This is a genomic window from Streptomyces chiangmaiensis (assembly GCF_036281785.1).
GTDB lineage: Bacteria > Actinomycetota > Actinomycetes > Streptomycetales > Streptomycetaceae > Streptomyces > Streptomyces chiangmaiensis.
Genome location: NZ_JAYWVC010000005.1, coordinates 62,351 through 89,309, shown reverse-complemented (window position 1 = coordinate 89,309; position 26,959 = coordinate 62,351). Strand labels below are relative to the sequence as shown.

22 protein-coding genes and 4 pseudogenes are annotated in these 26,959 nt (G+C 72.2%); 12 read left to right on the top strand and 14 right to left on the bottom strand.

All coding sequences use genetic code 11. The features are described 5' to 3' along the window. Nucleotides 1-15: 15 nt before the first annotated feature. The gene (locus VXC91_RS03290; RefSeq protein ID WP_329504934.1) at nucleotides 16-819 is read right to left on the bottom strand and encodes a Tat pathway signal sequence domain protein; all 804 of its coding nucleotides are present in this window, start codon (nucleotides 817-819) and stop codon (nucleotides 16-18) included. Between the two features lie 206 nt (nucleotides 820-1,025). On the opposite strand from VXC91_RS03290, the gene glgX reads away from it, so the two are divergent. Both glgX and treY read left to right on the top strand, forming a co-directional pair. Beyond that, the gene (glgX, locus tag VXC91_RS03285; protein ID WP_329504932.1) at nucleotides 1,026-3,134 is read left to right on the top strand and encodes a glycogen debranching protein GlgX; all 2,109 of its coding nucleotides are present in this window, start codon (nucleotides 1,026-1,028) and stop codon (nucleotides 3,132-3,134) included. Between the two features lie 67 nt (nucleotides 3,135-3,201). Further along, nucleotides 3,202-5,553, top strand: coding sequence for a malto-oligosyltrehalose synthase (gene treY / locus VXC91_RS03280; protein WP_329504931.1), 2,352 nt, complete (start codon nucleotides 3,202-3,204; stop codon nucleotides 5,551-5,553). A 114-nt stretch (nucleotides 5,554-5,667) separates the two neighbouring features. On the opposite strand, the gene VXC91_RS03275 is transcribed toward treY, so the two are convergent. The 3 genes from VXC91_RS03275 to VXC91_RS03265 all read right to left on the bottom strand — a co-directional run bounded on the left by VXC91_RS03275 (nucleotide 5,668) and on the right by VXC91_RS03265 (nucleotide 8,298). Beyond that, nucleotides 5,668-6,105 (bottom strand): SSI family serine proteinase inhibitor, encoded by a 438-nt coding sequence (locus tag VXC91_RS03275; protein ID WP_329504930.1) that lies wholly within the window; start codon nucleotides 6,103-6,105, stop codon nucleotides 5,668-5,670. Further along, on the bottom strand, nucleotides 6,102-7,427 hold the full coding sequence (locus tag VXC91_RS03270; protein ID WP_329504929.1) for a M14 family zinc carboxypeptidase: 1,326 nt from the start codon (nucleotides 7,425-7,427) through the stop codon (nucleotides 6,102-6,104). The genes VXC91_RS03275 and VXC91_RS03270 overlap by 4 nt, the downstream gene beginning before the upstream one ends. A 319-nt stretch (nucleotides 7,428-7,746) precedes the next feature. After that, nucleotides 7,747-8,298 (bottom strand): DUF1707 and FHA domain-containing protein, encoded by a 552-nt coding sequence (locus tag VXC91_RS03265; RefSeq protein ID WP_329504928.1) that lies wholly within the window; start codon nucleotides 8,296-8,298, stop codon nucleotides 7,747-7,749. Nucleotides 8,299-8,469: 171 nt separating this feature from the next. Here VXC91_RS03265 and treZ point away from each other — a divergent pair, with 171 nt between their 5' ends. After that, a complete protein-coding gene (gene treZ, locus VXC91_RS03260) occupies nucleotides 8,470-10,215 on the top strand; it encodes a malto-oligosyltrehalose trehalohydrolase (protein ID WP_329504925.1) in 1,746 nt (581 codons plus the stop codon). A 60-nt stretch (nucleotides 10,216-10,275) separates the two neighbouring features. Here the strand turns inward: treZ and VXC91_RS03255 are convergent, their stop codons facing one another. The 3 genes and pseudogenes from VXC91_RS03255 to VXC91_RS03240 all read right to left on the bottom strand — a co-directional run. Beyond that, nucleotides 10,276-11,199 carry an aminoglycoside phosphotransferase family protein gene (locus VXC91_RS03255; protein WP_329504924.1) on the bottom strand — a complete coding sequence of 308 codons (924 nt, stop codon included), beginning with the start codon at nucleotides 11,197-11,199 and terminating at the stop codon, nucleotides 10,276-10,278. Nucleotides 11,200-11,299: 100 nt separating this feature from the next. Next, nucleotides 11,300-12,445: a M24 family metallopeptidase gene (locus VXC91_RS03250; RefSeq protein ID WP_329504923.1), complete on the bottom strand. Its 1,146-nt coding sequence runs from the start codon at nucleotides 12,443-12,445 to the stop codon at nucleotides 11,300-11,302. Between the two features lie 509 nt (nucleotides 12,446-12,954). Further along, nucleotides 12,955-13,461, bottom strand: a pseudogene (locus VXC91_RS03240) (terpene synthase family protein); the annotation flags it as partial. Nucleotides 13,462-13,506: 45 nt separating this feature from the next. Here VXC91_RS03240 and VXC91_RS03235 point away from each other — a divergent pair. Both VXC91_RS03235 and VXC91_RS03230 read left to right on the top strand, forming a co-directional pair. Next, on the top strand, nucleotides 13,507-14,328 hold the full coding sequence (locus tag VXC91_RS03235; RefSeq protein WP_329504921.1) for an alpha/beta fold hydrolase: 822 nt from the start codon (nucleotides 13,507-13,509) through the stop codon (nucleotides 14,326-14,328). After that, entirely contained in the window at nucleotides 14,325-15,593 is a 1,269-nt protein-coding gene (locus VXC91_RS03230; RefSeq protein WP_329504919.1) for a cytochrome P450, read from the top strand. Before VXC91_RS03235 ends, VXC91_RS03230 begins: the two co-directional genes overlap by 4 nt. Here VXC91_RS03230 and VXC91_RS03225 read toward each other — a convergent pair. Together VXC91_RS03225 and VXC91_RS03220 are read right to left on the bottom strand one after the other, a co-directional pair. Next, nucleotides 15,586-16,746: a damage-control phosphatase ARMT1 family protein gene (locus VXC91_RS03225; RefSeq protein ID WP_329504918.1), complete on the bottom strand. Its 1,161-nt coding sequence runs from the start codon at nucleotides 16,744-16,746 to the stop codon at nucleotides 15,586-15,588. The genes VXC91_RS03230 and VXC91_RS03225 overlap by 8 nt on opposite strands. Further along, entirely contained in the window at nucleotides 16,739-17,314 is a 576-nt protein-coding gene (locus tag VXC91_RS03220; RefSeq protein WP_329504916.1) for a hypothetical protein, read from the bottom strand. Before VXC91_RS03220 ends, VXC91_RS03225 begins: the two co-directional genes overlap by 8 nt. A gap of 141 nt (nucleotides 17,315-17,455) precedes the next feature. Here VXC91_RS03220 and VXC91_RS03215 point away from each other — a divergent pair, with 141 nt between their 5' ends. Next, nucleotides 17,456-18,376, top strand: coding sequence for a lytic polysaccharide monooxygenase auxiliary activity family 9 protein (locus VXC91_RS03215; protein WP_329504915.1), 921 nt, complete (start codon nucleotides 17,456-17,458; stop codon nucleotides 18,374-18,376). Between the two features lie 51 nt (nucleotides 18,377-18,427). On the opposite strand, the pseudogene VXC91_RS03210 reads toward VXC91_RS03215, so the two are convergent. Then, nucleotides 18,428-18,541, bottom strand: a pseudogene (locus tag VXC91_RS03210) (Tat pathway signal sequence domain protein); the annotation flags it as partial. Here VXC91_RS03210 and VXC91_RS03205 point away from each other — a divergent pair. Beyond that, nucleotides 18,537-18,629: pseudogene (locus tag VXC91_RS03205) on the top strand (DUF6230 family protein); the annotation flags it as partial. The pseudogenes VXC91_RS03210 and VXC91_RS03205 overlap by 5 nt on opposite strands. 130 nt (nucleotides 18,630-18,759) lie before the next feature. Here the strand turns inward: VXC91_RS03205 and VXC91_RS03200 are convergent. From VXC91_RS03200 to VXC91_RS03190, 3 genes are all read right to left on the bottom strand, one after another. After that, complete coding sequence (locus tag VXC91_RS03200; protein ID WP_329504975.1) at nucleotides 18,760-19,560, bottom strand: VOC family protein; 801 nt, start codon at nucleotides 19,558-19,560, stop codon at nucleotides 18,760-18,762. Nucleotides 19,561-19,721: 161 nt separating this feature from the next. After that, nucleotides 19,722-20,189 (bottom strand): hypothetical protein, encoded by a 468-nt coding sequence (locus tag VXC91_RS03195; RefSeq protein ID WP_329504913.1) that lies wholly within the window; start codon nucleotides 20,187-20,189, stop codon nucleotides 19,722-19,724. Further along, the gene (locus tag VXC91_RS03190) at nucleotides 20,167-20,688 is read right to left on the bottom strand and encodes an ATP-binding protein (protein ID WP_329504974.1); all 522 of its coding nucleotides are present in this window, start codon (nucleotides 20,686-20,688) and stop codon (nucleotides 20,167-20,169) included. Before VXC91_RS03190 ends, VXC91_RS03195 begins: the two co-directional genes overlap by 23 nt. A 412-nt stretch (nucleotides 20,689-21,100) precedes the next feature. Between VXC91_RS03190 and VXC91_RS03185 the strand changes: the two are divergent. Next, a pseudogene (locus VXC91_RS03185) lies at nucleotides 21,101-21,271 on the top strand (SAM-dependent methyltransferase); the annotation flags it as partial. Between the two features lie 150 nt (nucleotides 21,272-21,421). Here VXC91_RS03185 and VXC91_RS03180 read toward each other — a convergent pair. Then, a complete protein-coding gene (locus VXC91_RS03180; protein ID WP_329504912.1) occupies nucleotides 21,422-22,384 on the bottom strand; it encodes an ABC transporter substrate-binding protein in 963 nt (320 codons plus the stop codon). A gap of 421 nt (nucleotides 22,385-22,805) precedes the next feature. Here VXC91_RS03180 and VXC91_RS03175 point away from each other — a divergent pair, with 421 nt between their 5' ends. The 4 genes from VXC91_RS03175 to VXC91_RS03160 are packed head-to-tail and all read left to right on the top strand — an operon-like array spanning nucleotide 22,806 to nucleotide 26,927. Continuing rightward, the gene (locus tag VXC91_RS03175; protein ID WP_329504911.1) at nucleotides 22,806-25,355 is read left to right on the top strand and encodes a sensor histidine kinase; all 2,550 of its coding nucleotides are present in this window, start codon (nucleotides 22,806-22,808) and stop codon (nucleotides 25,353-25,355) included. Continuing rightward, entirely contained in the window at nucleotides 25,352-25,828 is a 477-nt protein-coding gene (locus VXC91_RS03170) for a roadblock/LC7 domain-containing protein (protein WP_329504910.1), read from the top strand. The genes VXC91_RS03175 and VXC91_RS03170 overlap by 4 nt, the downstream gene beginning before the upstream one ends. A 36-nt stretch (nucleotides 25,829-25,864) precedes the next feature. Beyond that, nucleotides 25,865-26,302, top strand: coding sequence for a DUF742 domain-containing protein (locus VXC91_RS03165; RefSeq protein ID WP_329504908.1), 438 nt, complete (start codon nucleotides 25,865-25,867; stop codon nucleotides 26,300-26,302). Beyond that, a complete protein-coding gene (locus VXC91_RS03160) occupies nucleotides 26,289-26,927 on the top strand; it encodes a GTP-binding protein (RefSeq protein ID WP_408057322.1) in 639 nt (212 codons plus the stop codon). The genes VXC91_RS03165 and VXC91_RS03160 overlap by 14 nt, the downstream gene beginning before the upstream one ends. Nucleotides 26,928-26,959 lie beyond the last annotated feature (32 nt).

Genomic DNA, 26,959 nt, shown 5'->3' with positions numbered 1-26,959 from the left:
GCGGTGGCGCGTGGCTCAGCCGAGCTTGCCGACCTTGCGGGCGCTCAGGTCGACCACGAAGGACCGGCTGTCGATCCACGAGCCGTTCGGGATCTTCGGGAAGAGCCGCACACAGCGGTGTTCGCCGCACTTGTCGAGGACGGCGGGCTGGGCACCCTGCGCCGCCCGGTAGACGATGCCCGTGAGCATCAGCTGGCCGGGCGAGGTGAGCTCCTTGCCGGTGGCGTCCTTGAAGTCGGCCCTCAGGCCCGCGCCGAGCGGGTCCGCGATCAGCAACCTGGCCGCTTCGGCGTTCTCCTCCGGGCCGAGGGGCGGCTGCACGCCGTGCTGGGCACCCGTCCTCTCGACCTTCCCGGTGTCCAGATCGACGGTCCTGGTGACGAGTGTGTCGTCCTTGTAGTCGTAGAACACCACGTCGGCGCGGCGGGGCACGTCCGGGTCGTCCAGTTCGTCCGCGTCCGGTTCGGCGAGGTCGACGCTGAGCCGCTGCGGCCCCTTCCCGCCCGCCACGTCCTCACCGGCGGCGAACTGCGGCCGACCGAGCGCGATGCGCTCGGCCCGCTTCACCTCGTCGTCGGTCAACGGGTCGCCGCCGGTGCCCTTCGCCCCTTCCGCGGGCGCCCGCTCGACGACGCCGGGCGCCGGCGCCCCGCCCTGCCCGTCGGTCCCCTGAACAGACCGTCCGCCGCCCTTGCCGCCTGGTTCCTGGGCCGACACCGACCCCGGCAGTGTGATCCCGACCATCACCGCGGTCCCTGCCACCGCGACGGCCGCACCCGCCACCACCTTGCCCAGATGGCGGCGCATTGTCCTGCGCACATTTCCCCCTACTCCCCCTGTGTCCCCGGGAGTGGATCGAGCCTCACTGGTTCGGCATGCCACGGCTGCGCACATGGCTGCGCATTCCGGGTATGCACTGGTCGGCCGTTAAGAGGGACGTAAGTCATAGGAGGTTCCACCACTTTCGGGGAGACTCGGCGACATGGCGCCCCTCGGGGGCCAGGACAACTGGGAGAGTCGTATCCATGCAGGTCTGGCCTGGAGAGGCGTATCCGCTCGGCGCCACCTATGACGGCGCCGGAACCAACTTCGCGGTCTATTCGGAGGCCGCCGACCGGATCGAGCTGTGTCTGCTGCACGACGACGGCTCGGAGACGGCGGTGGAGCTGCGGGAGACCGACGCATTCGTACGGCACGCGTATCTGCCGGGAGTGATGCCGGGGCAGCGGTACGGGTTCCGGGTGCACGGCCCGTACGCACCCGACCGCGGGCTGCGGTGCAACTCGGCGAAGCTGCTGCTCGACCCCTACGCGCGCGCCATCAGCGGCGCGGTGAAGTGGGGCGAGGAGGTGTACGGCTATCCGTTCGGAGCGCCGGACCAGCGCAACGACCTGGACTCCGCGCCGCACACCATGACGTCCGTGGTGATCAACCCCTACTTCGACTGGGGCGACGACCGCCGGCCGCGCACCGAGTACCACCGCACGGTGATCTACGAGGCCCATGTGAAGGGCCTGACGATGGCCCACCCGGCACTTCCCGACGAACTGCGCGGCACCTACGCGGCCCTCGCTCACCCGGCGATCGTGGAGCACCTGACCGAACTGGGCGTCACCGCTCTGGAACTGATGCCCGTGCACCAGTTCGTCAACGACCATCGTCTGGTCGACATGGGCCTGAGCAACTACTGGGGCTACAACACGATCGGCTTCTTCGCCCCGCACAACGCGTACGCCTCCTGGGGCGACCGCGGCCAGCAGGTCCTGGAGTTCAAGTCGGCCGTCCGGGCGCTGCACGAGGCCGGCATCGAGGTCATCCTGGACGTCGTCTACAACCACACCGCCGAGGGCAACCACCTGGGCCCGACACTCTCGTTCAGGGGCCTGGACAACCCGTCGTACTACCGGCTGACCGACGACCCGCGGTACTACATGGACACCACGGGCACCGGCAACTCCCTGCTGATGCGCTCGCCGCACGTCCTGCAGCTGATCATGGACTCGCTGCGCTACTGGGTCACCGACATGCACGTGGACGGTTTCCGCTTCGACCTGGCGGCGACGCTGGCGCGTCAGTTCCACGAGGTGGACCGGCTGTCGTCGTTCTTCGACCTGGTGCAGCAGGACCCGGTAGTCTCCCAGGTGAAGCTGATCGCCGAACCATGGGACGTGGGCGAAGGCGGCTACCAGGTGGGCAACTTCCCGCCGCTGTGGACCGAGTGGAACGGCAAGTACCGCGACACCGTGCGGGACCTGTGGCGCGGGGAACCGCGCACGCTCGCCGAGTTCGCGTCACGGCTGACCGGCTCCTCGGACCTCTACCAGGACGACGGCCGCCGCCCGCTCGCTTCCATCAACTTCGTGACCTGCCATGACGGCTTCACGCTCCACGACCTCGTCTCGTACAACGACAAGCACAACGAGGACAACGGCGAGGACAACCGCGACGGAGAGAGCTACAACCGGTCCTGGAACTGCGGGGCGGAGGGGGAGACCGACGACCGGGCGGTGCTGGAACGAAGGGCGCGGCAGATGCGGAACTTCATCGCCACGCTGATGCTGTCCCAGGGCGTGCCGATGCTCAGCCACGGTGACGAGTACGGGCGCACCCAGCGGGGCAACAACAACGCCTACTGCCAGGACAACGAGCTGTCCTGGGTGCAGTGGCCGGAGGACGGCAGCGATCTGCTGCAGTTCACGCGCGCGATGGTGTGGCTGCGCCGCGACCACCCGGTCTTCCGCAGGCGCCGCTTCTTCCACGGCCGCCCGGTGCAGGGCACCCACGACGAGCTGTCCGACATCGCCTGGTTCACCCCGCAGGGCGAGGAGATGACCCAGCGGGACTGGCAGTCGGCGCAGGCGGGCGCGCTGACCGTGTTCCTCAACGGCAACGCGATCTCCGAGCCGGGCCCGCGCGGGGAACGAATCAGCGACGACTCGTTCCTGCTGATGTTCAACGCCTCGCCCAAACCGCTGGAATTCGTGGTTCCGGTCGACCACGGGCGTCAGTGGCAGGTCGTCGTCGACACCTCCGTCCCGGAGGGCGTGACGCCGGGCACCGGTGCGAAGGCCGAGGCCGGGGGCCGGCTGACGCTGGTGGACCGGAGCCTGACGGTGCTGCAACGGCCCGCCTAGTCGGTCTGACGGCGGCGGACGGCGCGTCTGTGACACGAAAGGCGGTGGGGCGGGTACGTAGGTTCCCATGACACCTGAGCGTCCCGCCCCGGCGGTGCCCACGGCCACGTACCGGCTCCAGCTCCAGCCGGAGTTCCCGTTCGGCGCTGCGGAGGCGGCCGTGCCGTACCTGGCCGCACTCGGCGTCTCGCACCTGCATCTGTCGCCCGTACTGGAGGCCGTCCCCGGGTCGACGCACGGCTACGACGTCGTCGATCACGCGCGGGTACGCGGCGAACTCGGCGGCGAGGCGGGGCTGCGCTCCCTGGCGCGCACCGCGCGGAAGCACGGACTCGGCCTGGTCGTGGACATCGTCCCCAACCACATGGCCGCCGCCCCACAGCACAACCGGGCCCTCTGGGAGGTGCTGCGGGCAGGTCACGAATCGCCGTACGCGTGCTGGTTCGACATCGACTGGAGTGCGCTGGGCGGGCAGCTGCTGCTGCCGGTGCTGGCGCACCGGCTCGGCGAGGAGCTCGGGCATCTGAAGGTCGACGGGGACGTCCTGCGTTACCGCGACCATGTCTTCCCGTTGCGCGAAGGCACCGAGTCCCTGCCGCTGCCGCAGCTGCTCGACGCCCAGTGGTACCGCCCCGTGTGGTGGCGGCTCGCCCGGACCGAGCTGAACTACCGGCGGTTCTTCAGCATTTCCGAGCTCATCGGGGTACGGGCGGAGGACCCGGAGGTCTTCGCAGCGACGCACGGCACGCTCCTGCGACTGCTGGACGAGGGGGTGATCGACGGTCTGCGCGTGGACCACCCGGACGGCCTGGCCGACCCGGACGCCTATCTGAGCCGCCTGCACGAGGCGACCGGAGGCCGCTGGACGGTCGTCGAGAAGATCCTGGCGGCCGGCGAGCACCTGCCCGCCGCCTGGCCGGTCGCGGGCACCACGGGGTACGACGCGCTGCGGCAGGTGGACGGGCTCTTCACGGATCCCTCGGGCGCCGGCGAGTTGCTCGGCCACTACCGGCGGTCGGCGGGCGCGCCGGACGACGGGGGCGGCCGCTGGGCGCCGACCGTGCGACGCGCCGCGTACGAGGTGGTCACGCACGAGCTGGCCACCGAACTGGACCGCCTCACGCGCGTGGCGAGCCGCCTGTGCGCCGAGTCACCCGACCCGGCCCTGCGCGACCACGCGCCCTGGGCGCTCGGCACCGCACTGCGCGAACTCCTGGTCCGCCTGGAGGTGTACCGCCCGTATGCCTCCGTCGGCGCCACCTCGGTGGTCACCGAGGAGGCCGCCGCCGAGGCCCGTGCCGTGTTCACCGTGCCCGAGGAGGCACATGCCGTGGACGTCGTACGGGATCTGGTGCTGGGGCGGTCCGGTGACGGACCGCTGCACGCCGAGTTCCGGAGCCGGTTCGCGCAGACCGCGTCGGCGCTGCGCGCCAAGTCCGCTGAGGACACGGCGTTCTACCGGTATGTGCCGCTGCTGTCGCCGAACGAGGTGGGCGGTGAACCCGGTGCCCCGGCGATTTCTCCGGAGGACTTCCACGCCCACTGCACGCGCATGCAGCGCGACTGGCCCGACACCGGCACGGTGCTGTCGACGCACGACACCAAGCGCAGCGCGGACGTGCGGGCGGCGCTCTCGGTGCTCACGCAGTGCCCTGAGCGCTGGGCCGACGTGCTGTCCGAGGTGACCGGCGCGAGCGGCGGCGCGCCCGACCCGCACCTGGTCTGGGCGGCCTGGCAGACGTACTTCGGGCTGGGGCAGGCGGCCGAGGACCGCCTCCACGGGGCACTGCTCAAGCACGTCCGGGAGGCGGGACTGCACACCACCTGGACCGAGCAGAACCCCGCCTACGAGGCGGCGGTGGCGGCATTCGTCGCGGGCGGGCCGTGCGGCGCGCCGGGACGTCTCGTGAAGCACTTCCGGGACGTGTTGGCGCCGCACATCCGGGCGAACGTCCTCGGGGCCGCCCTGGTCCATCTGACGATGCCGGGCGTGCCGGACGTGTACCAGGGCACGGAGGGCGAGTACCGGGCCCTGGTCGACCCGGACAACCGGCGGCCGTTCACGCCGCAGGAGGAGCCCTCGGACAAGGCGGACCTCACGAAGGCGGCACTGCGGCTGCGCCGGCGGTGCCCGGAGGTCTTCGGGGCGTCGGCGACGTACGCGCCGCTGGTGGCCGACGGACCCGGCGCCGCGCACTGTGTGGCCTTCGTGCGCTCCGGAGCGGTCCTCACGGCGGTCACCCGGCTGTCGCTGCGGCTGGCGGAGGCGGGCGGCTGGCGCGACACGTCCCTCACGCTGCCGCCGGGCCGGTGGGCCGATCTGCTCGCGCCTGAGCGGGAGCTCGAGGGGCGTGTACGGGTAGCGGACCTCTTCGCCCGGCTACCGGTGGCACTGCTCGAGCGCGCCGGCGGGGAGTGAGGGGCGGGCGGCACACGGCTGCCCCGCCTCCGTCCCGCTGGGGATCCGGTCGGGATCGGCGGCCCTTCGTGGCAGGGACTCCGTCGGCGGCGGTGAGCGGGCGTGGGGCGGGGCTCAGCGCGGCAGACCCGGGACCGACTGGTCCTGGTCCGCCAGCGCGAACACCTCCCCCGTGCGCGCCTGGAGGTCGCACGTGTTGGCGAAGGTGTGGCTGTAGTTGATCTGACGGCCGTTCCACTCCCCACGCGCGGACACCTTCACGGGGGCGTAGATCATCGGGCAGTACACGTCGCCGGGCGGGATGCGGTCGACGTCGCCCTGCACCGCGGCGAGTTGCGCGCACGCCAGGGCGGCCCTCGCGTGCCCCTTGGGCGGGTCGCACGTCAGGAGCGTGCCGCGGATATCCCGGGAGCCGACGTCCTCCTGGGTGACGGTCAGATAGAGCCAGTTGCCGCCGGGGGACGGCAGGGGAAGAGCCGGGGCCGGACTCGCGGTGAGCAGGGCGGCCGCGGCGAAGAGAGTGCCGCTCAGGGCCAGGGTCGTCTTCGTCATTCCGTATGCATCGGCACCGCGGCCCCCGAACCCCAGCCGGACTCACCCGAATGGGCGCGCACGGGCGCGTACCGGCCGGCGAGTTCGAAGGCCGCCAGCACCACACGCGCCTGGTACTCGGCCTGGCGGGCCACCGGGATCCAGCGCGCACCGTAGCCCTCGCTGTAGTCGGCGCACCACGCGTCGATCAGCGCGTCCAGCTCCGGCAGCACGTCGGCCGCCTCGCGCCCGGCGGCCCTGGCGAGCTGGTGCAGCAGTCCGGCGGTGCGCAGTGCGACCCGGCGGCCGGAGATGCCGAGGGCGGTCAGACGGGCGGAGTCGAGCGGCGGCAGCCGCCGCTCCCCGGAGGCGTAGGTGTCGGGATCCCAGGAGTCGGCGAGCCCGGGGCCGACCAGCAAGTAGTCGTCGACCGGTGCCAGCAGCCGGGCGGCGTCCGGCACATGGGTCAGATGGGGGCGGATGCGGGCCAGGAAGCCCTCCATGAGACGCGTGTCGTCCCGCAGCGTCCGGCTGACGGTCCGCAGCACGGCATGGGCGTCGGCGGACGGTGAGCCGTCCGCCACGGCCGCCACCCCCCACATGGGCGCCTCCACGACCGCCGTGACCGTGCCGTAGCGGTGCGGGTGGAACCAGGTCGACTCGACGGCGGCCTCGGTGATCGCCGCGGCGAGGTCACCCCGGCGGGGCGGCGGGATGCGGTAGACGGCGGGCCCGAGGGGCGGCCAGTACAGCGTGTCGTACGGGCCGAGTTCGCGAGGAATGCCGAGCCGGGCCGCCGTCTGGGCGAGCCGCTGCGCCATGCCCGGCAGATCGTGGGTCAGCTCGACGAAGCCTCCGCCGACGTCGACCCCGTGCAAAGAGCACTGGAAGAACGGCCGCAGTTCGTCCTGGAGGTCGAGCAGGGCGCGGGTCTCGGGCAGCGCGGCGTGCTCCGCGCCGTCGGGCAGCCACTCGGGCTGCTCGAGGAATCCGGGGCGGAAGAAATGCCGGAAGTACCGGCCCAGGGTGTAGGGGCCGGACAGCCACCCCTCGTTGCGCCGCGCGCCGTCGGGGTCGAGGCACAGCAGCAGGTTCCAGGTCGTGTCGGCCCCCGCGCCCAGCCGGGGGTCGGCCAGCGCCCGTTCGGCCAGGCGCAGGACGGTGGCGCCGCCGACGGGTTCGTTGGCGTGCGGTCCGGCCACGACGAGGGTGTGGCGGCTGCCGTGCCCCACGGAGAGCAGCCACAGGGGCGTGCCGCCCCGGGACGTGCCCACGCGGCGCAGCCGGGCGTCGCGGGGACGGCGGGCGACGAGCGCGGAAGCGCGGACGCCGAGCTCGTCCACGGTCGGATAGCGGAGGAGCGGCGGCAGGGCACACCTCCACTATGTGGTGCCGTCGGTTCACCTGGTGTACATGGTGTACGCACAGTCAGTCACGGCTCGGGAGGTACGTCAACACCATCGGCGGCAAGGACGGTCGGCCCGGTGCGGGGACGGCGTTCCGGCGGCGGAGCGCGCTCCGGCGCGGCGGGCCGTGCGCGGGAGGCTCGCTCCGGCGCGACGCGCCGAAGCGAGCGTCCGACGCCGGCAGCGGGGAAGACACCGATCACACATGAGCCGCCGGTTCCGGCCGGCGTCCGGGACGGCAGGTGCCGGTGGCCGGCTACTCCGTCGCCAGCCGGAACGTCATCGTCCCGAAGCCGACCTGGTCACCGTCGCGGACCACCGCCGCACCGATCACCCGGCGGCCGTTGACCGTGGTGCCGTTGGTGGAGCCGAGGTCGCGCAGCACCCACAGGCCGCCCTGGTGCCTGAGTTCGGCGTGCACCCGGGAGACCGTCTCGTGGCTGAGCCTCAGACCGTTCGCCGGGTCACGGCCGATCCGCAGCGGATAGGCGGCTCCCGGGCTCGGCAGCAGCAGCTTGGGCAGCCGCTCGGCCTGCCAGGCGCGGCGCAGCCGCACGGTGAACCCGGAGATCGCCTCGACGGTTCCGAACACAAGCCGCGACCAGCGCTTCTGGGCGGGCAGGTCGGCGGTGAGGGCGGCCAGCTCGTGCGGCTGCCGGGCGGCCAGCGCCAGCTCCATGCGCCGGATGAACGTGTCGTGCGACAGGCGCCCCAGCGCGACGCCGTCGCGGAGCACCTTCAGCGCCCTGTCGCGTTCGGCGTCCGAGAGCCGCGCGGGGTACGTGTGGAACTCGAAGGACGACGTCACGCTCGTGATTGTCGGTCAGTCGGGGCGGGGTGTCCAGAAAGAGCAAGAACGACCGCGACCCCCATGAGGGTCGTTCGCTGTGCCAAAAGGGTGGATCCGAAGGCGAATTGATCTCGATTGACGCACCATGGACGGGCTACGTCACGATGAGCAGACGAGGGGGAACCGTCCGTGCAGTTCGAGGTGTGGGCACCACAGGCCGGCCGGGTGACGCTGCACTGCGGGGGCGCCACGAGCGCGCTGGTGCGCGATCCGGTGCGCGCGGGGTGGTGGACCGGCGAAGCGGAGGCCGACGACAGCACGCGGTACGGATTCGCCGTGGACGACGGTCCCGTGCTGCCCGATCCGCGGTCGTGCCGCCAGCCGGACGGGCCGGACGGGCCGAGCGCGGTGGTCGACCAGGGGCGGTACGCATGGCGGGCCGAGTGGCCGGGACGCGGGCTGACGGGCGCGGTGCTGTACGAGCTGCACGTGGGCACGTACACCCGTGAGGGCACGCTGGACGCGGCGGCCGAGCGGCTCGGGCACCTCGTCGAACTCGGTGTCACACACGTCGAGTTGATGCCGTTGTGTCCCTTCCCCGGGCGGCACGGATGGGGGTACGAGGGCGTCTCGCTCTGGGCGGTGCACGAGCCGTACGGCGGGCCCGAGGCGCTGAAACGGTTCGTCGACCGGGCGCACGCACTCGGCCTCGGCGTCGTACTGGACGTGGTCCACAACCACCTCGGCCCCTCGGGCAACCACCTGCCCGCGTTCGGCCCGTACTTCACCGAGACGCACCACACTCCCTGGGGCGCCGCCGTGAACCTGGACGCGCCGGGCTCGGACGAGGTGCGGGCGTACCTGATCGGCAGCGCGCTCGCCTGGTTGCGCGACTACCGGATCGACGGACTCCGGCTCGACGCGGTGCACGCGCTGCGCGACACACGCGCGATCCACTTCCTGGAGGAGCTGTCGTCGGCGGTCGACGCACTGGCCGCCGAGGTGGGCAGGCCGCTCTTCCTGATCGCCGAGTCGGACCTCGGCGATCCGCGCGTCATCACCCCGCGCGCCGAGCACGGCCTCGGGGTGCACGCCCAGTGGAACGACGACTTCCACCACGCGCTGCATACCGCGCTGACCGGCGAATCGCAGGGCTACTACGAGGACTTCGCGCGCGCCCCGCTGGCGGCCCTGGCCAAGACGCTGACGGGCGGCTTCTTCCACGACGGAACCTACTCGTCGTTCCGGGGCCGGCGGCACGGCCGCCCGCTGGACCGGACCCGGGTCTCCGCGCACCGCCTGCTCGGCTACGCCCAGACCCACGACCAGGTCGGCAACCGCGCGCAGGGTGACCGGCTGTCGGCGTCCCTCTCCCCCGGGCTCCTCGCGTGCGCGACGGCGCTCGTGCTCACCGCGCCCTTCACACCGATGCTGTTCATGGGCGAGGAATGGGCCGCGGGCACGCCCTGGCAGTTCTTCACCGATCACACCGATCCCGAACTCGCCGACGCCGTACGGCGCGGCAGACGCCGGGAGTTCGCCGCGCACGGCTGGGCGGAGGAGGACGTGCCCGACCCTCAGGACCCGGCCACCCGTGACCGCTCCTGCCTCGACTGGTCCGAGCCGGAACGCGAGCCCCACGCACGCGTGCTGGCCTGGTACCGCGAGCTCATCGCCCTGCGCCGTACCCATCCCGATCTCGCGGACCCCGACCTCGAGGACGTCAAGGTCGCCCACGACGAGGACGCCCGCTGGCTCGCCTACCGCCGCGGCGACGTCCGGGTCGCGGTCAACCTCGGCAAGGAGCCGGCCCGCATCCCCCTCGGCATCACGTCCGCGCGCGTACTGGCCGCGTGGGAGCCCGTGCCGCCGCCCGACGCGGACGGTGTGCTGAGCCTCGCGGCCGAGTCGTGCGTGGTGCTGACGCAGGAGTGACCCGGGCGCCCCGGCCCCGCTCGGGGTCGGGCCCGGGCGTGCGCACGCCCGGGCCCGGCCTTACGGCGCCTCCTCGTCCGGAAGATCCGTCACCCGCTCGAGCATGATCGACTCCCAGGCGTGCAGGACGTGGGTGCGCAGGACCTGCGGCGGGGTGTCGTCGCGTCCCGCGAGCGCGTCGGCGAGGCGTACCAGTGTGTCGCAGCGGGCGAGCCACAGGCCGCGCAGGCACGGGCGGGCGCCGTAGCCGGCGAGTGTGGCGGCGCGGACCGCGGCGGGGGCGCCCACGGCGGCGGAGAGGGAGGCGATGTCCTCGGCCGGGTCGCCGATGATCGCGTCGGTCCAGCCGAGGACGCCGCGCACCCGCCCGTCGCCGCTCACCACGAGATGTGCGCGCGCCAGGTCGTGGTGCACCAGGACCGCGGCGCCGGACTGGGCGGCCAGTTGGCGGGCGGCGGGCGCGGTGAGCAGGGCGAGCCGGGCGGGATCGAACTCGTCCTCCTCGGCCAGGCGCCCCACGGCGCTCGCGGCGGCCGCCCGCAGCGCTTCGAGGGACCGCGGCGCGACGCGGGGGACACCGAGCGTCTCGGCCTGGCGCACCGGGACCTCACGAAGTCCCGTGAGCAACGCCGCGAGGTCCGCCTCGCCCACCGCCGAGATGCCCGATTCCTCGCCGGTGGCACCGGGCAGCCGCGTGTCGAGGGTGTAAGCGAGGCCGGTGGCCCACTCTCCGTTGGCCACGCTCGTCGGCACCGCGAGCGCCACGTGTGCGCGTACGAGGGTGCGCAGACGCAGTTCGCGACGCTGGCGCGCGGAGGCCTGGCGGTCGGGGGCCAACCGCAGCACATGATGCGCGCCGACCAACCACGTGGTGTGTACGCCGCCTTCCGCGACGGGTGTCACAGCCGGCCCGTCACCCTCGGGGAGCAGGGAACGGACCAGCCGACGTACGGTCTCCGCCGTCGGTGTCGGTGCCTGGGTCATGATCATGCCGTTGTCGTCTCGGGTGTGTGCTGGGGGCTCCTGGGTGCCGTGGCCGGCCGGGCGGCGCCGTGCGGTCGTACCGCCATCGGCCTGCGCCGTCTCAGTCGACTATCGCCAGCTCGCGGGACGTGTTGTTCAGGCGCCGCCCGCCGTCCTCGGTGACTGTCACGATGTCCTCGATGCGGACGCCGAAGCGCCCGGGCAGATAAATGCCGGGCTCCACCGAGAAGCACATTCCGGGGACAAGGGGCTGCTCCTCGCCCTCGATCATGTAGGGCGGCTCATGGGTGGTGACACCGATCCCGTGGCCGGTGCGATGGATGAAGTACTCACCGTAGCCGGCGTCGTCGATGACCGCGCGGGCCGCACGGTCCACGTCCTGACAGGCCGCGCCCGGCCCGACCGCCCGGAACCCCGCCTCCTGGGCCGCACGCACGAGGTCGTGCACCTCGCACTCCTGGTCGGTCGGTTCGCCGACGTGAACGGTCCGGGAGGTGTCGGAACCGTAACCGTGCTTGAGACCGCCGAAGTCCAGGACCACCATGTCGCCGCGCCGGATGACGCGTTCGCCGGCCTCGTGATGCGGATTGGCGCCGTTGGGGCCGGAGGCGACGATCGTGAAGTCCACCTGCGTGTGCCCGAACCGCCGCAGCAGACCGGCGAGATCCGCGGCGACCTCGCTCTCCCGGCGTCCGTCGAAGGGGACCTTCACGATCTCCTCGTACGCCGCGTCCGCCGCCGCACCGGCGGCCGCCAACCGGTCCAGTTCCGCCGCGTCCTTGACGGCCCGCAGCATCGGAAGGGCGCGCGTGAGAGCGACGTGGTCGACGTCCGGGAGCCGACGGCGCAGGCCGAGCAGGTGCAGGGCCCAGGCGTTGTCGCTGATGCCGTAGCGGCCCCGGGCCCCGAGCAGTCCGGCGGCGGCATCGTAGGGGTCCTTGCCGTCGGTCCAGTCGAGCAGTGTCAGCGCGGGCGCGCCGGCCGCTTCCGCCGCATCGGGCGCCTCCAGGGTGGGCACGACGAGAGCCGGGTCGTGCCCGGCCCGCAGCACCAGCAGGGTGAGGCGTTCGGTCTCCGCCGGCCGGTACCCCGTGAGCCACACGAGGTCGGGTCCGGGCGCGATCAGGAGCCCGGCCAGGCCCGCCGCCTCGGCGGCCTCGGCGGCGCGCCGCATCCGGGCCGCGTAGTCCTCCGCGGTGAAGGGCGCGGGACCGTCCGTGTCGGGCGGCGCGGGCGTGCCGGTCATCCATACCTCCGCAAGTCCGGAATCTCCCAGGGGCTTCGGGCAGCATCCTGCCCCTCCGCCGGGACGGATGCGAGCCGATTGCGACCATGGCGTCGGGTGAGCGCCGTGGACGAGACCTGCCCGCCGTGTCATCCCGCCGCGCTCCGCACCCGCTCGAGCAGTCGCTCCGCCACAGCCGCCGCTCCTTGCAGGGCTCCGGCGTGCACCAGTTCCGTGCGGTGGACCGCGCGTGGCTCCCCGCCCGCGCCCTCGGTCGTCAGCGGTGCGACGTCGGGGAGCCGGAGGGGATCGCCGGGCGCGGCCGGACCGCCGACCAGACCCAGGTCCGCACCGCCCGTGGCGACCGCGGCGGGCAGTGCGGCCGGGACGTGCGCGCCGAGCGCGGGTGCTGCCGCGATCCCTCGACGTCGGCCCGGGCAGCCTCCGGCCGCAGCGGCAGCGGTCCGGCGTGTCCGGCAGCCGTTCGCCCGCCGCGGTGGAGCACGCGGCCAAGACGGCCCGGCGTGCGGTCAGCGTGTCACCGGCACCGCCCGCCAGGGGACGGCCGACGCCAGGTCCGGCACGAAGCAGTGAACGCGCCGGGCCAGGTCGTCCGCGCCGTAACGACGGCAGCCGCGGTGCCAGATCAGGATGCCGGACATGCAGTTCTGCAGCTCCACGACATAGCCCTCCAGCGTCGCGCGCGCCTGTTCGGAGAGCTCGAAGTCGTCGCAGACGACGGGTAGTTCACGGGCGGCGACATGCTGGAACTGCTGCATGCGCCGGGTCATGAGATCGCTCACGATGCGCAGCGCCGTCGGGTGGTCGCAGCCGAAGAAGTTCTGCACGACGAGCAGGGTGTTGTGGATCTCGCCCTCGTACTGGATCTCCTTCTGGTACGAGAAGACGTCGTTGATCAGCATCGCGTAGTCGATCGCCGCGTTCTCCAAGGACCGGACCGTGCCGCTGCAATACACCTCCGGCGGGACATCGGGGTTGTGGCCCATGCGGCAGAGGTTCCAGGACCGCGGCACGCCGCACGCCCCCTTGCCGGACCATCTGCCCGGCGCCACCGTGGTCGCATGACCTCCTTCGTGCTGCCTCATGAAGTGCACGGCCACGGCCCCCACAAGGTGTTCGCGGTGCACGGCTGGTTCGCCGACCGGGCCGCGTACGCGGCGGTGCTGCCGGATCTCGACCGGGCCGCCTTCACCTATGCCCTGGTGGATCTGCGCGGATACGGGGCCGCACAGGGCGCGGCCGGCGCGTTCGGCACCGCTGAGGCCGCCACCGACCTCGTCGACCTCGCCGACCGGCTGGGCTGGGAGCGGTTCTCGGTGATCGGGCATTCGATGGGCGGCGCCGTCGCACAGCGGCTGCTGGTGCAGGCCCCCGAGCGGCTGCGCCGGATCGTCGGGGTCTCGCCCGTGCCCGCCTGCGGACTGCAGATGCCTGCCGACCAGTGGGAGTTGTTCGCGGACGCCGCGCACAAGCCGCAGAACCGGCGCATCATCATCGACGTCACCACGGGTGGCCGGGCGCCCGCGGCCTGGCTGGACCGGATGGTCGCGCGTTCTCTGGCGCACAGCGACGCCAAGGCGTTCCGGACGTGGCTCGACTCCTGGGCCGGGGAGGACTTCCACGCCGAGGTCATGGGCTCGACGGTGCCCGCCCTGGCCGTCGCGGGCGCCCTCGACCCCGCGCTGACGGCCGCGCTGCTGCGCGAGACCTGGCTGCGCTGGTATCCGCACGGCTCGCTCCTCGAACTGCCGTCGGCCGGGCACTACGCGATGGACGAGGCCCCGCTGGACCTCATCCGGGTCGTGGAGGACTTCCTGCGCGCGGACGGGAGCACGACGCCGGACGTCCGGGAGCCGGCCGCCGCGGAAGACTCCGGCGCGTGAGCGTCCGCGAGAGCGCCCCGCCCGTCCCCGACGTCTTCGACCCCCGCCGGTACGCCCTCGGCGTCCCCCACGCGGAATACCGCACCCTGCGCGACCACCACCCGGTCGCCTGGCAGGAGGAACCGGAGGTGCTCGGCTGGCCTGCCGGGCCCGGATTCTGGGCGGTGACCCGGCACGCGGACGTCGTGCGCGTACTCAAGGACGCCGTGACGTTCTCCTCGTACCTGGGTGCCACCCAGATCCGCGACCCCGATCCCGACGACCTGCCGTTCATCCGGCGCATGATGCTCAATCAGGACCCGCCCGCCCACGGCCGACTGAGACGGCAGGTGAGCCGTGCGTTCACCCCGCGCCGCGTCGACCGCTTCGCGGCGGTCGCCCGCGCCCGGGCCCGCGCCCTGCTCGGCGGCGCCCTGGACCGGACTCGCGACGGCGACGGAACGTGCGACGCCGTCGCCGCGGTCACCGACGACTACGCCGTCCTCAACCTCGCCGATCTGCTCGGTGTGCCCGAGTCGGACCGCGGCCTGCTGCTGCACTGGACGCAGCGTGTGATCGGCTATCAGGACCCGGACGAGGCGGGCGAGCCCCTGCTGGACACCGAGGGCCGGCCCGTCGATCCGCGCTCGCCCGCGGCCCTGCGCGACATGTTCGCCTACGCGCAGCAGCTCGCCGCGTACAAACGGGACCATCCCGCCGACGACCTCATGACCACACTCGCCACCGACCCCGAACTCACCGGCCCCGAGCTGGAGATGTTCTTCTTTCTGCTGACCGTCGCGGGCAACGACACGGTGCGCGGTGCGGCACCCGGCGGCCTCCTCGCACTGGCCGAGCACCCGGAGGCGTACCGGGAACTGCGGGCCGGAGGGCACCGACTTCCCCTGGCAGTCGATGAGTTGCTGCGCTGGCATCCGCCCGTCCTCAGCTTTCGGCGGACCGCCGCCCGGGACACCGAGCTGGCCGGCCGGCGTATTCGAGCGGGCGACAAGGTGGTCGTCTTCCACGCGTCCGCCAACCGGGACGAACGCGTCTTCGCCGCGCCGGACCGCCTGGTGCTGTCCCGGACGCCCAATCCGCACGTCTCCTTCGGGGACGGTCCACATGTCTGCCTCGGCGCACACTTCGCCCGGCTGCAGCTGAACGTGCTCTATGAGGAGGCGCTGCGGGCCCTGCCCGCCGCTCCCCGCCTCGCCGCACCGCCCACGAGGCTGGTCTCGAACTTCATCAACGGCATCAAGTCGCTTCCCCTGGAGCTCACTTGACCCGCGACGGCCGCACCTGGATCAACGCGTGGGCGCCGCTGGTGCGCCATCGCTGCTCCTCGGCGGCGACCAGGGCCGCCTCCGTGTCCGGGTCCAGCCCCACGATCACATCGGACTTCAGGGTGCGCAGCGCCGCGACCGGGCCGGGGAAGCAGGCCGTCACGTCAGCGAACGGTGTCGTCGGGGGGTACAGGCGGTCACCCACCAGGCGGCGGTAGTTGAGGTCGCCCTTGAAGATCGTCAGGTCGGCCGCAGCGAACTCCGTGCGCAGGTCCTCCGGCATGTCCGCGTACGGCAGCGGCGCACAGGAGAAGGGGTGGGCCAGGACCTCGAGGCGGCCCTCGTCCATCGCCGTCCAAAGGCGCTCCCCGGCACCGGCCGCGGCGCCCTCGGCACCGGTCAGCCGGCGTACCGCGTCGACGACGTCGGCCGTCGTGGCGTCGGAGATGTAGTAGGGGTGGGCCTTCACCTGCAACAGCACCCGCCGCGCCTGTCCGTGCCGGAGCAGATGGTCGAGGAGCAGCAGGTCCGGGATCAGCTCGCGGCCGGCGTTGTCCGCGACCAGGCAGAGCGTGTCGGCGGGCAGCAGCGACCAGAGCACCTCGCTGTCGTCGGCGACGAGCCGGGTGACGGCCATCGGGGCACCCGGGGCGGAGAGACGGAAACCGAGGTCCGCGCGGTTGCCCCAGAGCGAGCCGTGGAGCAGCGCCCTCGCCTGCTCGTCGAGGGGCCGCTCCGCGAGCCGGTCGAGCGCTGCCAGCTCCTCGTCCGTCTCCGGGGCGTCGAGCTCGGCGAGCTTGAAGGGCCGGAACGGGTCGATGCCCTGCCAGCCTCCGGGGCCGAAGTAGCCGACCGCCTGGAGGAGCCGGCGGTAGAAGTAGCTCTCGGACCACAGGAAGGGAACCTCGAACCAGGACCGTCCGAGGTACTGCCGGGCACCCCACCGAGCCCACTGCTCGTCGTCCTCGGTGCCGAGCGGCTCGATGACACCCTGGGTCGCGCCCGCCAGCAGCTCCTCGAGCGCACGGCGCTGCCCGGGGCCGTACGGGAAGGCGTCCCGCACCGCACGGATGAGCGCGGGATGCCGTGCGGAGAGCACACCGTGCGCGAAGGAGCCGGGCTCGTCGGCGAGGATCACGGGAGCGTCAGGCATGGTCTCGGTCTCCTCCAGGGCCGGTCAGGATCCCGGGAGGCAGGTCCACGTCCTCGAACCGCTCCTCGAGCTGCTTTCCGTAGCCGGCCTCGGTCCACACGAACTTCTTGAACTGCTCCGGCGTCAGCAGACCCTGCCACGGAGTGCCGCCCGGGCAGAACACCGACTCGCACCCGGGACACCAGTACGCCGATCGCCACAAGGCGTCGGCGCGGGGCTCGCCCGCCTCGACAAGCGCACGCTCGCGCCCCTCGCCCCGGACCACGACGACGGTGCCGACGAACAGGAGCACGGCCAGCAGCGAGCCGCCGATCGTGTGGAGCGGCTTGTCCTTGTCGATGCCGCTGTAGGCGAGGGCGACGCCGATGCCGGCCATCAGCATGCCCTCCACGAAGTGCAGACATCCGTCGAACCGCGAGGAGACGCCCGGCGTCCGGGCCAGCCGGTCGGCCAGGCCCGCACGCATACAGGTCCGATCGGCGCAGATCTCCGGGACGGCGCGCGCCCCGGCCGAGCCACAGCCCCGACATATCGCCTCAACCGGCCGTGGGGCCCTCTCCGTTGCCATGGGCCTACGCTAACGGCCGGCCGACGAGCACCGCCGTCGGCCGGGCGGGTGCCGACCCGGTCGCGTCGCTGAACGCGGGTCGCCGCGCCCCCGTACTCCTCGATACGCACCCGCCGCACCCGATGTGCCTGGAGACACCGGATGACCGCACACCGCACCGTCACCGTGGCCGCTGTGGCCGTGGCGGCCACGCTGCTGCCGGCGACACCCGTCCTCGCCCACGGAGCCCCCACGGATCCGGTCAGCCGCGTCTTCGCGTGCTCACCCGAGGGCGCCTCTCGCGCGACCGCCCCGTGCCGGGCGGCGATCACGGCGAACGGCGCCCCGTTCACAGCCTGGGACAACCTGCGGGTGGCGAACGTGAACGGCAGGGACCGGCAGATCGTCCCCGACGGCCGGCTGTGCAGTGGCGGCCTGCCCGCCTACAAGGGTCTCGATCTGGCGCGCTCCGACTGGCCGTCGACCCGGCTCACGCCCGGGAGCTCGCTGACGATGGCGTACAGCTCGACGATCCCGCACACGGGCACGTTCAAACTGTTCCTGACGAAACAGGGTTACGACCCCACCGAACCGCTGACCTGGTCCGACCTTCCGGCACAACCCTTCGCCCAGGTGACCGACCCACCGCTGACCGACGGCGCGTACCGGATCAGGGCCAAGCTGCCGGCGGACCGGTCGGGCCACCATGTGCTGTACACGATCTGGCAGAACTCGAGCACGACGGACACGTACTACTCGTGCTCGGACGTGGTGTTCCCGGCGTCCGCCGCCTCCGGCGGCGCCGGACCCCGGGGCAGCTCTTCGAGCGCCTCCAGCGCTTCTGGGACCACCGGCAAGAAGGACCCGTCGCACCCGCCCAGGCCGTCGCCGTCGCCGAGCCGGCCGGCGCGGAGCGCCTCCCCCGCGACGGGCGAGCCGGCGACCTCGGTGCCCGGTACCCCCGCGGCGGCCACCGCGCCCCGTCCCGGCGACGGCCCGTCGCTGCCTCTGCTGGCCGGCGGCGCCGGAGCGTTCCTGCTCGCCGGGGGTGCAGCCGTGACGTTGCGGCGCAGGCGCGGCTGAGACGGCCGTCTCCGGCTCCGCCGGGATCGGAGACGGCCGTCCGTTCCGGCGTCAGCTGACAAAGACCGCCGGGCTGTCCGGCCGGCCGCTGTTGGTGACCGGGGCGTACTTCGGCGTGAAGTAGCCGTTGCCGAAGCACAGCGACGAGCCGGAGGACTTGGTGAACGGCAACAAGCGCGTCTTCAGCCGGCAGGCGGACACCGTGCACATCGCCCGGCTGCGGCAGACCAACTACGCCACCACGGCCGGCATCACCGTGGCCCGCGCTCCCCCACCGTCGGCTCCGCCGCGTCCTGACCTGTCTCCCCGTACCCGCCCCCGTCACGACGGACGCGTGCGGGACCCACGGCAGCCCGGCCGGGCCGGCGCCGCGGGTCCTCGGCTCAGGGTTGCCGCTTGACGGACACGGTGAAGCGCGCACCGTCCGGGTCGGCCAGCAGCGCCTCCTCGGCACCCTCCTGCCACTGCAGGGCGGAGCCGCCCTCGGCGCGGGCGGCCCGGACACATGCGTCGACGTCGGGAACCACGAAGTGGACCTGCCAGTGCGGGCGGATCGTGGGGTCGGGCGCCGCCTCCAGCGCTCCGGAGTGGATGCGGGCCACCACCGTCCCGTCGCTGCGCAGGACGACCTCGTCGCCGTCGTAGTGCACCTCGCAGCCGCCCTTGCCCGCGGAGGCCCACTCGAGGACCTCCCCGTAGAAGATCGCGGAGTCGAAGGCGTTACGGGTGTGCAGCCGTATGAAGGTGGGGGCGGCCTCGCGCCATTCCTCCCAGCCCGTGATGAGCGGACCCTCCCAGACTCCGAAGGTGGCCCCGTCCCGGTCGGCGAGCAGGGCCGCCCGGCCGGGCGGGAGCGCGAGGGGGCCGACGGCCGTCGTGCCGCCCCGCTCCCGGCACCGGGCCGCTGCCACGTCGGCGCTGGGCACCGCGAAGTACGGGGTCCAGGCGACGGCCATCTGCCACATCGAGGCGATGGCGGCGATCCCGGCGACGGGCACTCCGTCCGCCAGCGCCACCCGGAACCGGTCCCCCAGGCTGTTGGGCCGCCACTGCCAGCCGAACACCGCCCGGTAGAAGTTCTCCGCGGCCTCGAGGTCGCGGGTACTCAGGCTGACCCAGCACGGCACCCCGAAAACCGAGTCACTGGACACTCCTCCCGTGCCGCGTGCCTCGTGCTTGACCATGACCACACCGCCCGGTTCCCGGGGGGAGATGCCGGGCACCTCCTCCCTCGTTCGCTCAGGGCCTCCGGGTACCCCGATCGCGCCTTAGCAAGGATGCGCCACCGAACGCCGGGCGTCATCCGGAGGAGGACCGGCCGAGGCTCCTGAGACCCGGAACCGCCTCAGGCACCGGGGTCCGGAGACCAGTGCGGGGCGCTGCCGGCCAGGCGGCAGACGAGGAAGTACAACGGGATGGGCGGCGTGTACGGAGAGTCACCGGCCGGGTGGTGGATCAGCACAGGACGGTCGGGACGGGGACCGCTCCAGGAGAGGTCGGCCCGGCCCGCGTATGTCTCAGGGACGGCGGGCCCCAGATACGCGCCGATCGCGTAGCTCGTCGTGGTCGGCCAGGTGACACCGATGTCGGAGCCCGCGGGGACGATCCACCACCAACGCAGGTCGTCGGCGAAGACACAGCCGGCGCGAGGCAGCGACGCCATGATCCGTTCGCCGTGCTGTCTCGGGGTGCCCACGGCGTCGTACCCGAGAGCGGCGGTCAGCTCGTGCGGGAGGGCCAGGCGGACGGCGGGCCGGGACAGCACGAAGGCGGACGGGTGCGGGGGCGGGTCAGCGGCGCGCAGTCGTTCCATGCTGTGGGGATCCTTCGGCCGGGTGGGGGACGGGCCTGAGGTGCGGGCAGCCGGGCGAGCCGGTCGCAGCGGCTTCGCCGGGTTCCGGTGTCAGTTCGGCCCAGACGACGCGACCGAAACCGCTCTGCGCGTCCCGTACGCCCCAGTCACTGCACAGCACGTCGACCAGGAGCAGCCCGCGGCCGCTCTGGTCGTCCGGGCCGGGCCGGCATCTGGCCGGCCGGGTCTCGCCGTGGTTCTCGTCCAGGACCTCGATGTGCAGCAGCCGGCCGTCGGTGTGCACCCGGCAGACGATCCGTTCGCTGGCGGTGTGCACGACCGCATTGGTGACGAGTTCGCAGGTGACGATGACAGCGTTGTCAACGGTCCCCCCGCCAGCGCCCCAGCGCACTAGCAGTTCACGCACGTTCCTGCGGACCAGGCCCACCGCGGCCGGGACGGCAGGGAAGCCGAAGACATCGGATCTGTGAGGTGACGCATCCCCTGGGAGGCGGCCCAAGGGCTGGGGGAGGGAGGCCGGAACCATCGCCGTTCGCCTTTCGTCTGCCGAGGCACCCTGGCCGGTGCCCACCGCCGGACGCCGTGATGCGCGCTCTGTGCACCACGTTCCGGGTCCACCGAGCCAGAGCCCGTCTCCCCCAACTTGACTGCTCATCACCCTCGTTCACCGGCTACCGGCGATACGAACACTGTGGCACCTGTCAACAACGCCTCGCAACAGGCAAGTTGAAAATTGCAATTCGAGAGGTGCATGCTGCTCCGGTCGGCGGATGATCGTGACCGGCTGCGACCCTGCATCCCGGGTGAGGGGGTGCGCGTGACCGCGGAGACCGACCGGGGTGGCACCCCTTCCGTGCCGCGCATGATCCTCGGTCGCCGGCTGGAGGAGCTGCGATCCTGAACGCCTCGGCGTTCCGATGCGGTTGGGGACCGTCGACGAGGCGTACGAGTTCTTCGAGGGCCCGGAAACTGGTCGGGCCGAAGTGGTCCAGGCGCACACGTGGCGTCCGGACGGTACCGGGGAGCAGGGAATCCGGGACGAGGACATGGCAATGTACGGGGCCATCGCCCGGGCGCCGTGAATCCCGCGTTCGCACCGTAGGGGTGGCGTCCGCCGGGTCCGTGCCCGGCCGGGTGCGCCCACGCGGCGGCGCCGGGCGATGCACAGCCCGGCGCCCTCGGCCGCGCCCCACGACGGGGCGCGGCCGTTCGTGGCGTGCTCGGCTCGGACGTCAGCCCAGGCCGACGGACTTCAGCCAGGCCTTGGCGACGTCGAGCGGGTCCTTGTTCTCGAGCTGCACCTGGGTGTCCAGGTCCAGCAGGGACACGGTGTCCAGCTTGGCCGAGACCGCGTTGAGCGCGTCGACACCCTCCTGGGGCAGCCCCGACTTGTAGACGAGCGGCTGCACGTTCTCGAACCCGAAGAGGTTCTCCGGGTCCTGGAGGGCGACGAACTTCTCCTTGGAGATGGTGGGGTCCGTGCTGAAGATGTCCGCGACCTGCACGGTGTTCTTCTTCAGCGCCGCCTGGGTGAGTGGACCGCCCGCGTCCAGTGCCTTGAAGGACTTGAACTCGAGACCGTAGACCTTCTTCAGCCCCTCCAGACCCTGCTGCCGGGTCTGGAACTCCGGGGAGCCACCGATCACCAGGTCCTTGGCGATGTCCTTGAGGTCCGCGATGCTGGACTTGTCGGTGAGGTTGTACTTCTTCGCGGTGGCCGCGTTGACGGTGACCGAGTCCTTGTCCTGCGCGGGCGCCGGGTCGAGGAGCGTCAGCTTCGAGTCGAGCTTGGCCTCGATGGCGGCCGTCGTGGCGTCGGCCGTCGTCGGGGCGGCCTCCTTGTCGAGGTAGGCCAGCAGCGCGCCGTTGTACTCTGGCAGGACCGTGATGGAGCCGTTCTTCAGCAGGCCGTAAGTGGTCTCGCGGCTGCCGATGTTGGGCTTGTAGGTGACCTTGATGCCCTTGGCCTTCAGGGCCTCGCCGTAAATGTCGGCGATCAGGATGCTCTCGGCGAAGTTGTTGGAGCCGACGACCACGGTGCCGTCGCCGGCCTTGTCCCCCGAGAGCGGGTTGTCGGACTTGCTGTCGGAGGACGAGGAACACCCCGCGAGCAGTGCCGCCGTGGCGGCGAGCGCGACAGCGGCCACGCCGGGGAGTCTCCTGCTGGACGTGCTGGTGTTCGCGGTAGAAGTCACGATTCCCGTTCCGGGCTCGGGGGATGGGGCAGGGCATGGCGCAGCTGTGCGGGTACGGCACCACACTCCACTGATCCAATCCAGCTCGTTCTCGCTCAGTCAAGAGAATTCGGGTCACCGATTGGCCTCGATGCACCGCTTGTTGCGAAGGTCGGATTGTGAAGAAGCGACGGGCCGTCCGAGGCGGAACCACGCGTTCGTTGTAATGGATTCTTGACGTAGGGCGATCGGATTCGGCGCCCGAAGAGGCGGTAGTCTCCGGGAAGTTGACGACGGGCAGCAGTGCGGACCGACAACGGCGTTCCGGACCGCCTTGCACCGTTCTGCGCCGGCCTCGGTCGGTTCCGCTGATGACCCCAATCGATCGATCACGGTCTCGTGAGATCCTCGCGCGCCCGAAGACGCCTTCGAAGGAGGCTTGGTGTCCACGAACGAGGTGGACGCGTCGGTCCGGCCGGCGCCGACGCCGCCGCCACGGGGTGGCCTACGCGGCTTCGCCGACCGGTGGCCGTTCCGGCGCAAGCTCAACGTCCTCGTCGGGGTGCCGCTCGCCGTGGTCGCCGTGCTGCTCGCCTATCTCATCACCGACCTGGTGCGGCAGTCGAGCAGAGCGGAGTCGGCGGCCCGACTCGTCCGGGACAGCACCCAGGTGGCACGGCTCGTCGGCCGCGTGGAGGCCGAACACCAGCAGGCCATCCTGCTCTCCGTGCGGTACGAGGCGGCCGTGGGCGGGGCGAAGCCCTCGCCGTCCGCCTATCGTGCGGCGCAGGACGCGGTCGACGCCCAGGTCGAAACGGTACGCGCCGCCTTCGGGGACCGGCTGCCGGACACGGAGGACCAGGCGCTGAGGGAGGTCGAGGGCCTGGCCGGCCTGCGCGACACCATCGAGCAGGGATACCTGCCCGCCGACAACATCGACCCCGCCTACACCAACGCCGCGAAGGGCCTGATCGACGGTCTCGGTCTCGACCGCAACGCGGAACTCGCCTCCACCTTCACCGGCAACCTGCTCGACTCGCTGCTGCGCGCCGACGCCGCGCACGGCGCGTTCGAGACCGGCGTCTTCTCGGCGACGACCGGAGACACCAACGCGCTCATCGAGTTCACGGGCGCGGTCGGCTCCTATGAGCTGTACACCTACCAGGCCGACCGCTTCGCCCGGTTCGCCAACGCCGAGCAGGCCGACGAGCTCGCCGGGATCGAACACAACACGGCGCAGCGGGAGATCGCCCAGGCGTACGCCGAGCTGCAGATCGATCCCAGCGGGCTGCAGATGAACACTCCGGCCGACATCCGCCGCACGTTCACGGACGCTCTGAGCGGCTACCCCGCCTACCCGAAGCAGGCCGACAACCGGCTGACGATCACCACCTCGCTCATCGACCAGATCGCCGACCAGGCCGACGCCGCCTCCGCCACGGCCCAGTGGCGGGCCGGGCTGCTGCTGAACCTCGCGCTGATCAGCTTCGTCGGCTGGATCGCCCTCTCCGTGCTGGTGCGCCGTTCAGTGGTCCGGCCGGTGCTGGCGCTCACCGGCGCCGCCCAGCAGGTGGCGGAGGCCGCCGGGCGAGAACTCTCCCGGGTGGCCGACGACGACGCCGAGGACGACGGCCCGCCGCGGCTGCGTGAGATTCCCGTCTCCGCTCGCGACGAGATCGGTGAACTCGCCAAGGCCTTCAACCAGGTGCAGACCACCGCGGCCGCACTGCTGGAGCGCCAGGTGCTCAGCCGCCGCAACGTGGCCGAGATGTTCGGCAACGTCGGACGCCGGGTGAGCAATCTGACCACACGTCAGCTGGTCCTGATCGACGCGGTGGAGCGGGGCGAGACCGACCCCGCGCTCCTCGAACGCCTCTACTCCATCGACCACATCGCCGTGCGCCTGCGGCGCAACGCGGACAGCCTGATGCTGCTCGCCGGCATCCGCGAGACCGTCCTGGACGCCGGTCCCACCGCGCTCACCAACGTCGTACGCGCCGCACTCGGCCAGATCGAGGGTTTCCAGCGGGTCCGGCTGCGCGCCGAGACCGAGATCATGGTGGAACCCGACATCATCGGCGACCTGACGCTGATGGTCGCCGAACTCCTCGAGAACGCGGTCTCGTTCTCGCCCGCGGGCAGCCCCGTCGAGGTGACGGTGCGCACGGGCGGCGAGGGGGCGGTGATCGAGGTCGCCGACCACGGCCTGGGCATGAGCGCCGAGCGGCTCGCGGACGAGAACGCCCGGCTGATCCGGCGCGAACGCCTGGACGTCGTACCGACGAAGGTGCTCGGTCTGTTCGTGGTCGGCACGCTGGCCCGCCGCTGGGAGATCACGGTCGTGCTCTCCCGTACGCCCGGCGGGGGTGTCACGGCGACGGTGGAGCTCCCCTCGTCGCTGCTGCTGACGATGAGCCCGGTGGACGGGACGGAGCAGGGACCCGTCGCCGCCGCGGCGGTATCCACGGCCGCCCCTTCCGGACCGGTGCCGTCGGCGGTCGTCGGCGCCGAGGCCGCACCGGCCGTCGCACCCGCCTCCACCCCGGGCGAGTCCCCGTCACCCGTGCCCGGCACCTCCGAGGCCCGGCCCGGCTCCCTGCCCCGGCGCGTCCCGCGCCGTGAGCCGGACAAGGCCGGGGAGGAGGCCGCCGGGGAAGTCCATGATCGTACCGAGGACGTCCCGCTCCTCCCCCGCCCCCGCACGGAGGAGGCTCCCGGTGCCCGCACCGGGCAGTCCGCGCCCGACGGAGACGCCCACAGCGGGGTGAGGCCCCTGCGCCGTCGCGTACGGGGCGCAACGCTGCGCACCACCGCCGAGGCCGGACGGCAGACGGCACCGCGGGCCCCCCGGCCCGCCGACGCGGAAGAAGTCCGCTCCGCACTCGAGGAGTTCGAGGCTGCGGTGGAACGTGCCCACCGCGACAGCACCACCCGAACCGCCCCCCACGACAGGCTCGACCAGGACCACCTCCCGAAAGGAGCGGAGCAGTGAGTACGTCGACAGGTGACATTCCGGCCACCGGCACCACACCGGCCGACCTGCAGGCCGCCGCAGCCGACTTCACCTGGCTGCTCAACCGTTTCGCGACCGAGACCGCGGGCGTCGTCGACGCCATCGCCGTCTCCTCCGACGGGCTGCTCATCGCCGTCTCCGAGCTGCGCGAGAGCGCCGACTCGGAACGACTGGCCGCAATCGTCTCCGGCATCACCAGCCTCGCCTCCGGCGCGTCCGGCAACTACGGACTGGGCTCCCTCAACAAGGTCATCATCGACCTGGAGGGCGGTCACGTCCTCGTCTCCGCCATCGGCAGCGGCGCCGTGCTCGGCGTAGTCACCGACAAGGAGGCCAAGCTGGGCAACGTCGCCTATGAGATGACCCTGTTCGCCAACCGGGCCGGCGCCGCCCTCAGCCCCCAGCTCGTGCTGGAGCTGAAGAACAGCGTCGGCACCGCCTCGACGGGGTGACCGGCCACCGCCCGGTCGAGGAAGGACGTAGCACCCATGGCGGACGGCCGCACTCCGCGCGGTGCCGACGAGGACGGTTTCCCGGTGGACCCGTTCGGTCCCGTCGCCGCCGTACGGCCGTTCCTGGTCACCGCCGGCCGGGTGGCGCCCACGGCGTCCAGCCGGCCGGTCCCCGTCGAGACCCAGGTGGTGGCCACCGCCGAGGGCCTCGAGGCGCTCGACCGGCTCTCGTTCGAGCAGCACGACATCGTTGCCGCATGCAGGCAGCCGCAGTCCATCGCGGAGATCGCGGCCCGGCTGCGGCTGCACCTGAACGTGGTCCGGGTACTCGCCGAGGACCTGCGCGCCGCCGGGCAGTTGACGGTGTACGTGCCACACATCGACGTCACGCGCGACGCGTCCGTCCTGCGAAGGGTTATCGACGGCCTCCGCGCCGTCCCCGACTCCCGGGGGGTACTCCGTGACACCGACTGAACCGGCCGCCCTGCCCCGCGCTCACGGCTCCGCGCGAGCAGGGGGGACCCCGGGCGCGGCAACGCAGACACCCGTACGACCGCCGCTGCCGGTCAAGATGGTGATCGCGGGCGGCTTCGGGGTGGGCAAGACCACCGCCGTCGGCTCGATCTCCGAGATCGAGCCGCTCACCACCGAGGCGGCCATCACCGAGGTCGCGGCCGGGGTGGACGACCTCACCCACACCCCGGGCAAGACCACGACCACGGTCGCGATGGACTTCGGCTGCATCACCATCGACCCGACCCTGAAGCTGTACCTGTTCGGTACTCCGGGGCAGGACCGTTTCGGCTTCATGTGGGACGACATCGTGGAGGGCGCGGTCGGCGGGCTCGTCATCGTCGACACCCGGCGCCTCGACGACTGCTACGCGGCCGTGGACTACTTCGAGCACAAGGACATCCCGTTCGCGGTCGCCCTCAACGCCTTCGACGGCAAGGTGGAGTACGACGTGAACGAGGTGCGCTGGGCGCTGGACGTCTCCGAGCACATCCCGGTCGTCGTCTTCGACGCCCGGGAGCGCGGCTCGGTGCGGGACGCGCTGCTCGTGGTGCTGGAGCTCGCGCTGGCGCGCAGCGAGGGATGAGACCCGCGCACGGACGCCGGAGGGCCCGGGAC

Coding starts and splice junctions, on each gene's coding strand:
- glgX (WP_329504932.1), top strand. CDS start 1,026: ATGCAGGTCTGGCCTGGAGAGGCGTATCCGCTCGGCGCCACCTATGAC.
- treY (WP_329504931.1), top strand. CDS start 3,202: ATGACACCTGAGCGTCCCGCCCCGGCGGTGCCCACGGCCACGTACCGG.
- VXC91_RS03275 (WP_329504930.1), bottom strand. CDS start 6,105: ATGACGAAGACGACCCTGGCCCTGAGCGGCACTCTCTTCGCCGCGGCC.
- VXC91_RS03255 (WP_329504924.1), bottom strand. CDS start 11,199: ATGACCCAGGCACCGACACCGACGGCGGAGACCGTACGTCGGCTGGTC.
- VXC91_RS03250 (WP_329504923.1), bottom strand. CDS start 12,445: ATGACCGGCACGCCCGCGCCGCCCGACACGGACGGTCCCGCGCCCTTC.
- VXC91_RS03235 (WP_329504921.1), top strand. CDS start 13,507: ATGACCTCCTTCGTGCTGCCTCATGAAGTGCACGGCCACGGCCCCCAC.
- VXC91_RS03225 (WP_329504918.1), bottom strand. CDS start 16,746: ATGCCTGACGCTCCCGTGATCCTCGCCGACGAGCCCGGCTCCTTCGCG.
- VXC91_RS03220 (WP_329504916.1), bottom strand. CDS start 17,314: ATGGCAACGGAGAGGGCCCCACGGCCGGTTGAGGCGATATGTCGGGGC.
- VXC91_RS03215 (WP_329504915.1), top strand. CDS start 17,456: ATGACCGCACACCGCACCGTCACCGTGGCCGCTGTGGCCGTGGCGGCC.
- VXC91_RS03200 (WP_329504975.1), bottom strand. CDS start 19,560: ATGGTCAAGCACGAGGCACGCGGCACGGGAGGAGTGTCCAGTGACTCG.
- VXC91_RS03195 (WP_329504913.1), bottom strand. CDS start 20,189: ATGGAACGACTGCGCGCCGCTGACCCGCCCCCGCACCCGTCCGCCTTC.
- VXC91_RS03165 (WP_329504908.1), top strand. CDS start 25,865: ATGGCGGACGGCCGCACTCCGCGCGGTGCCGACGAGGACGGTTTCCCG.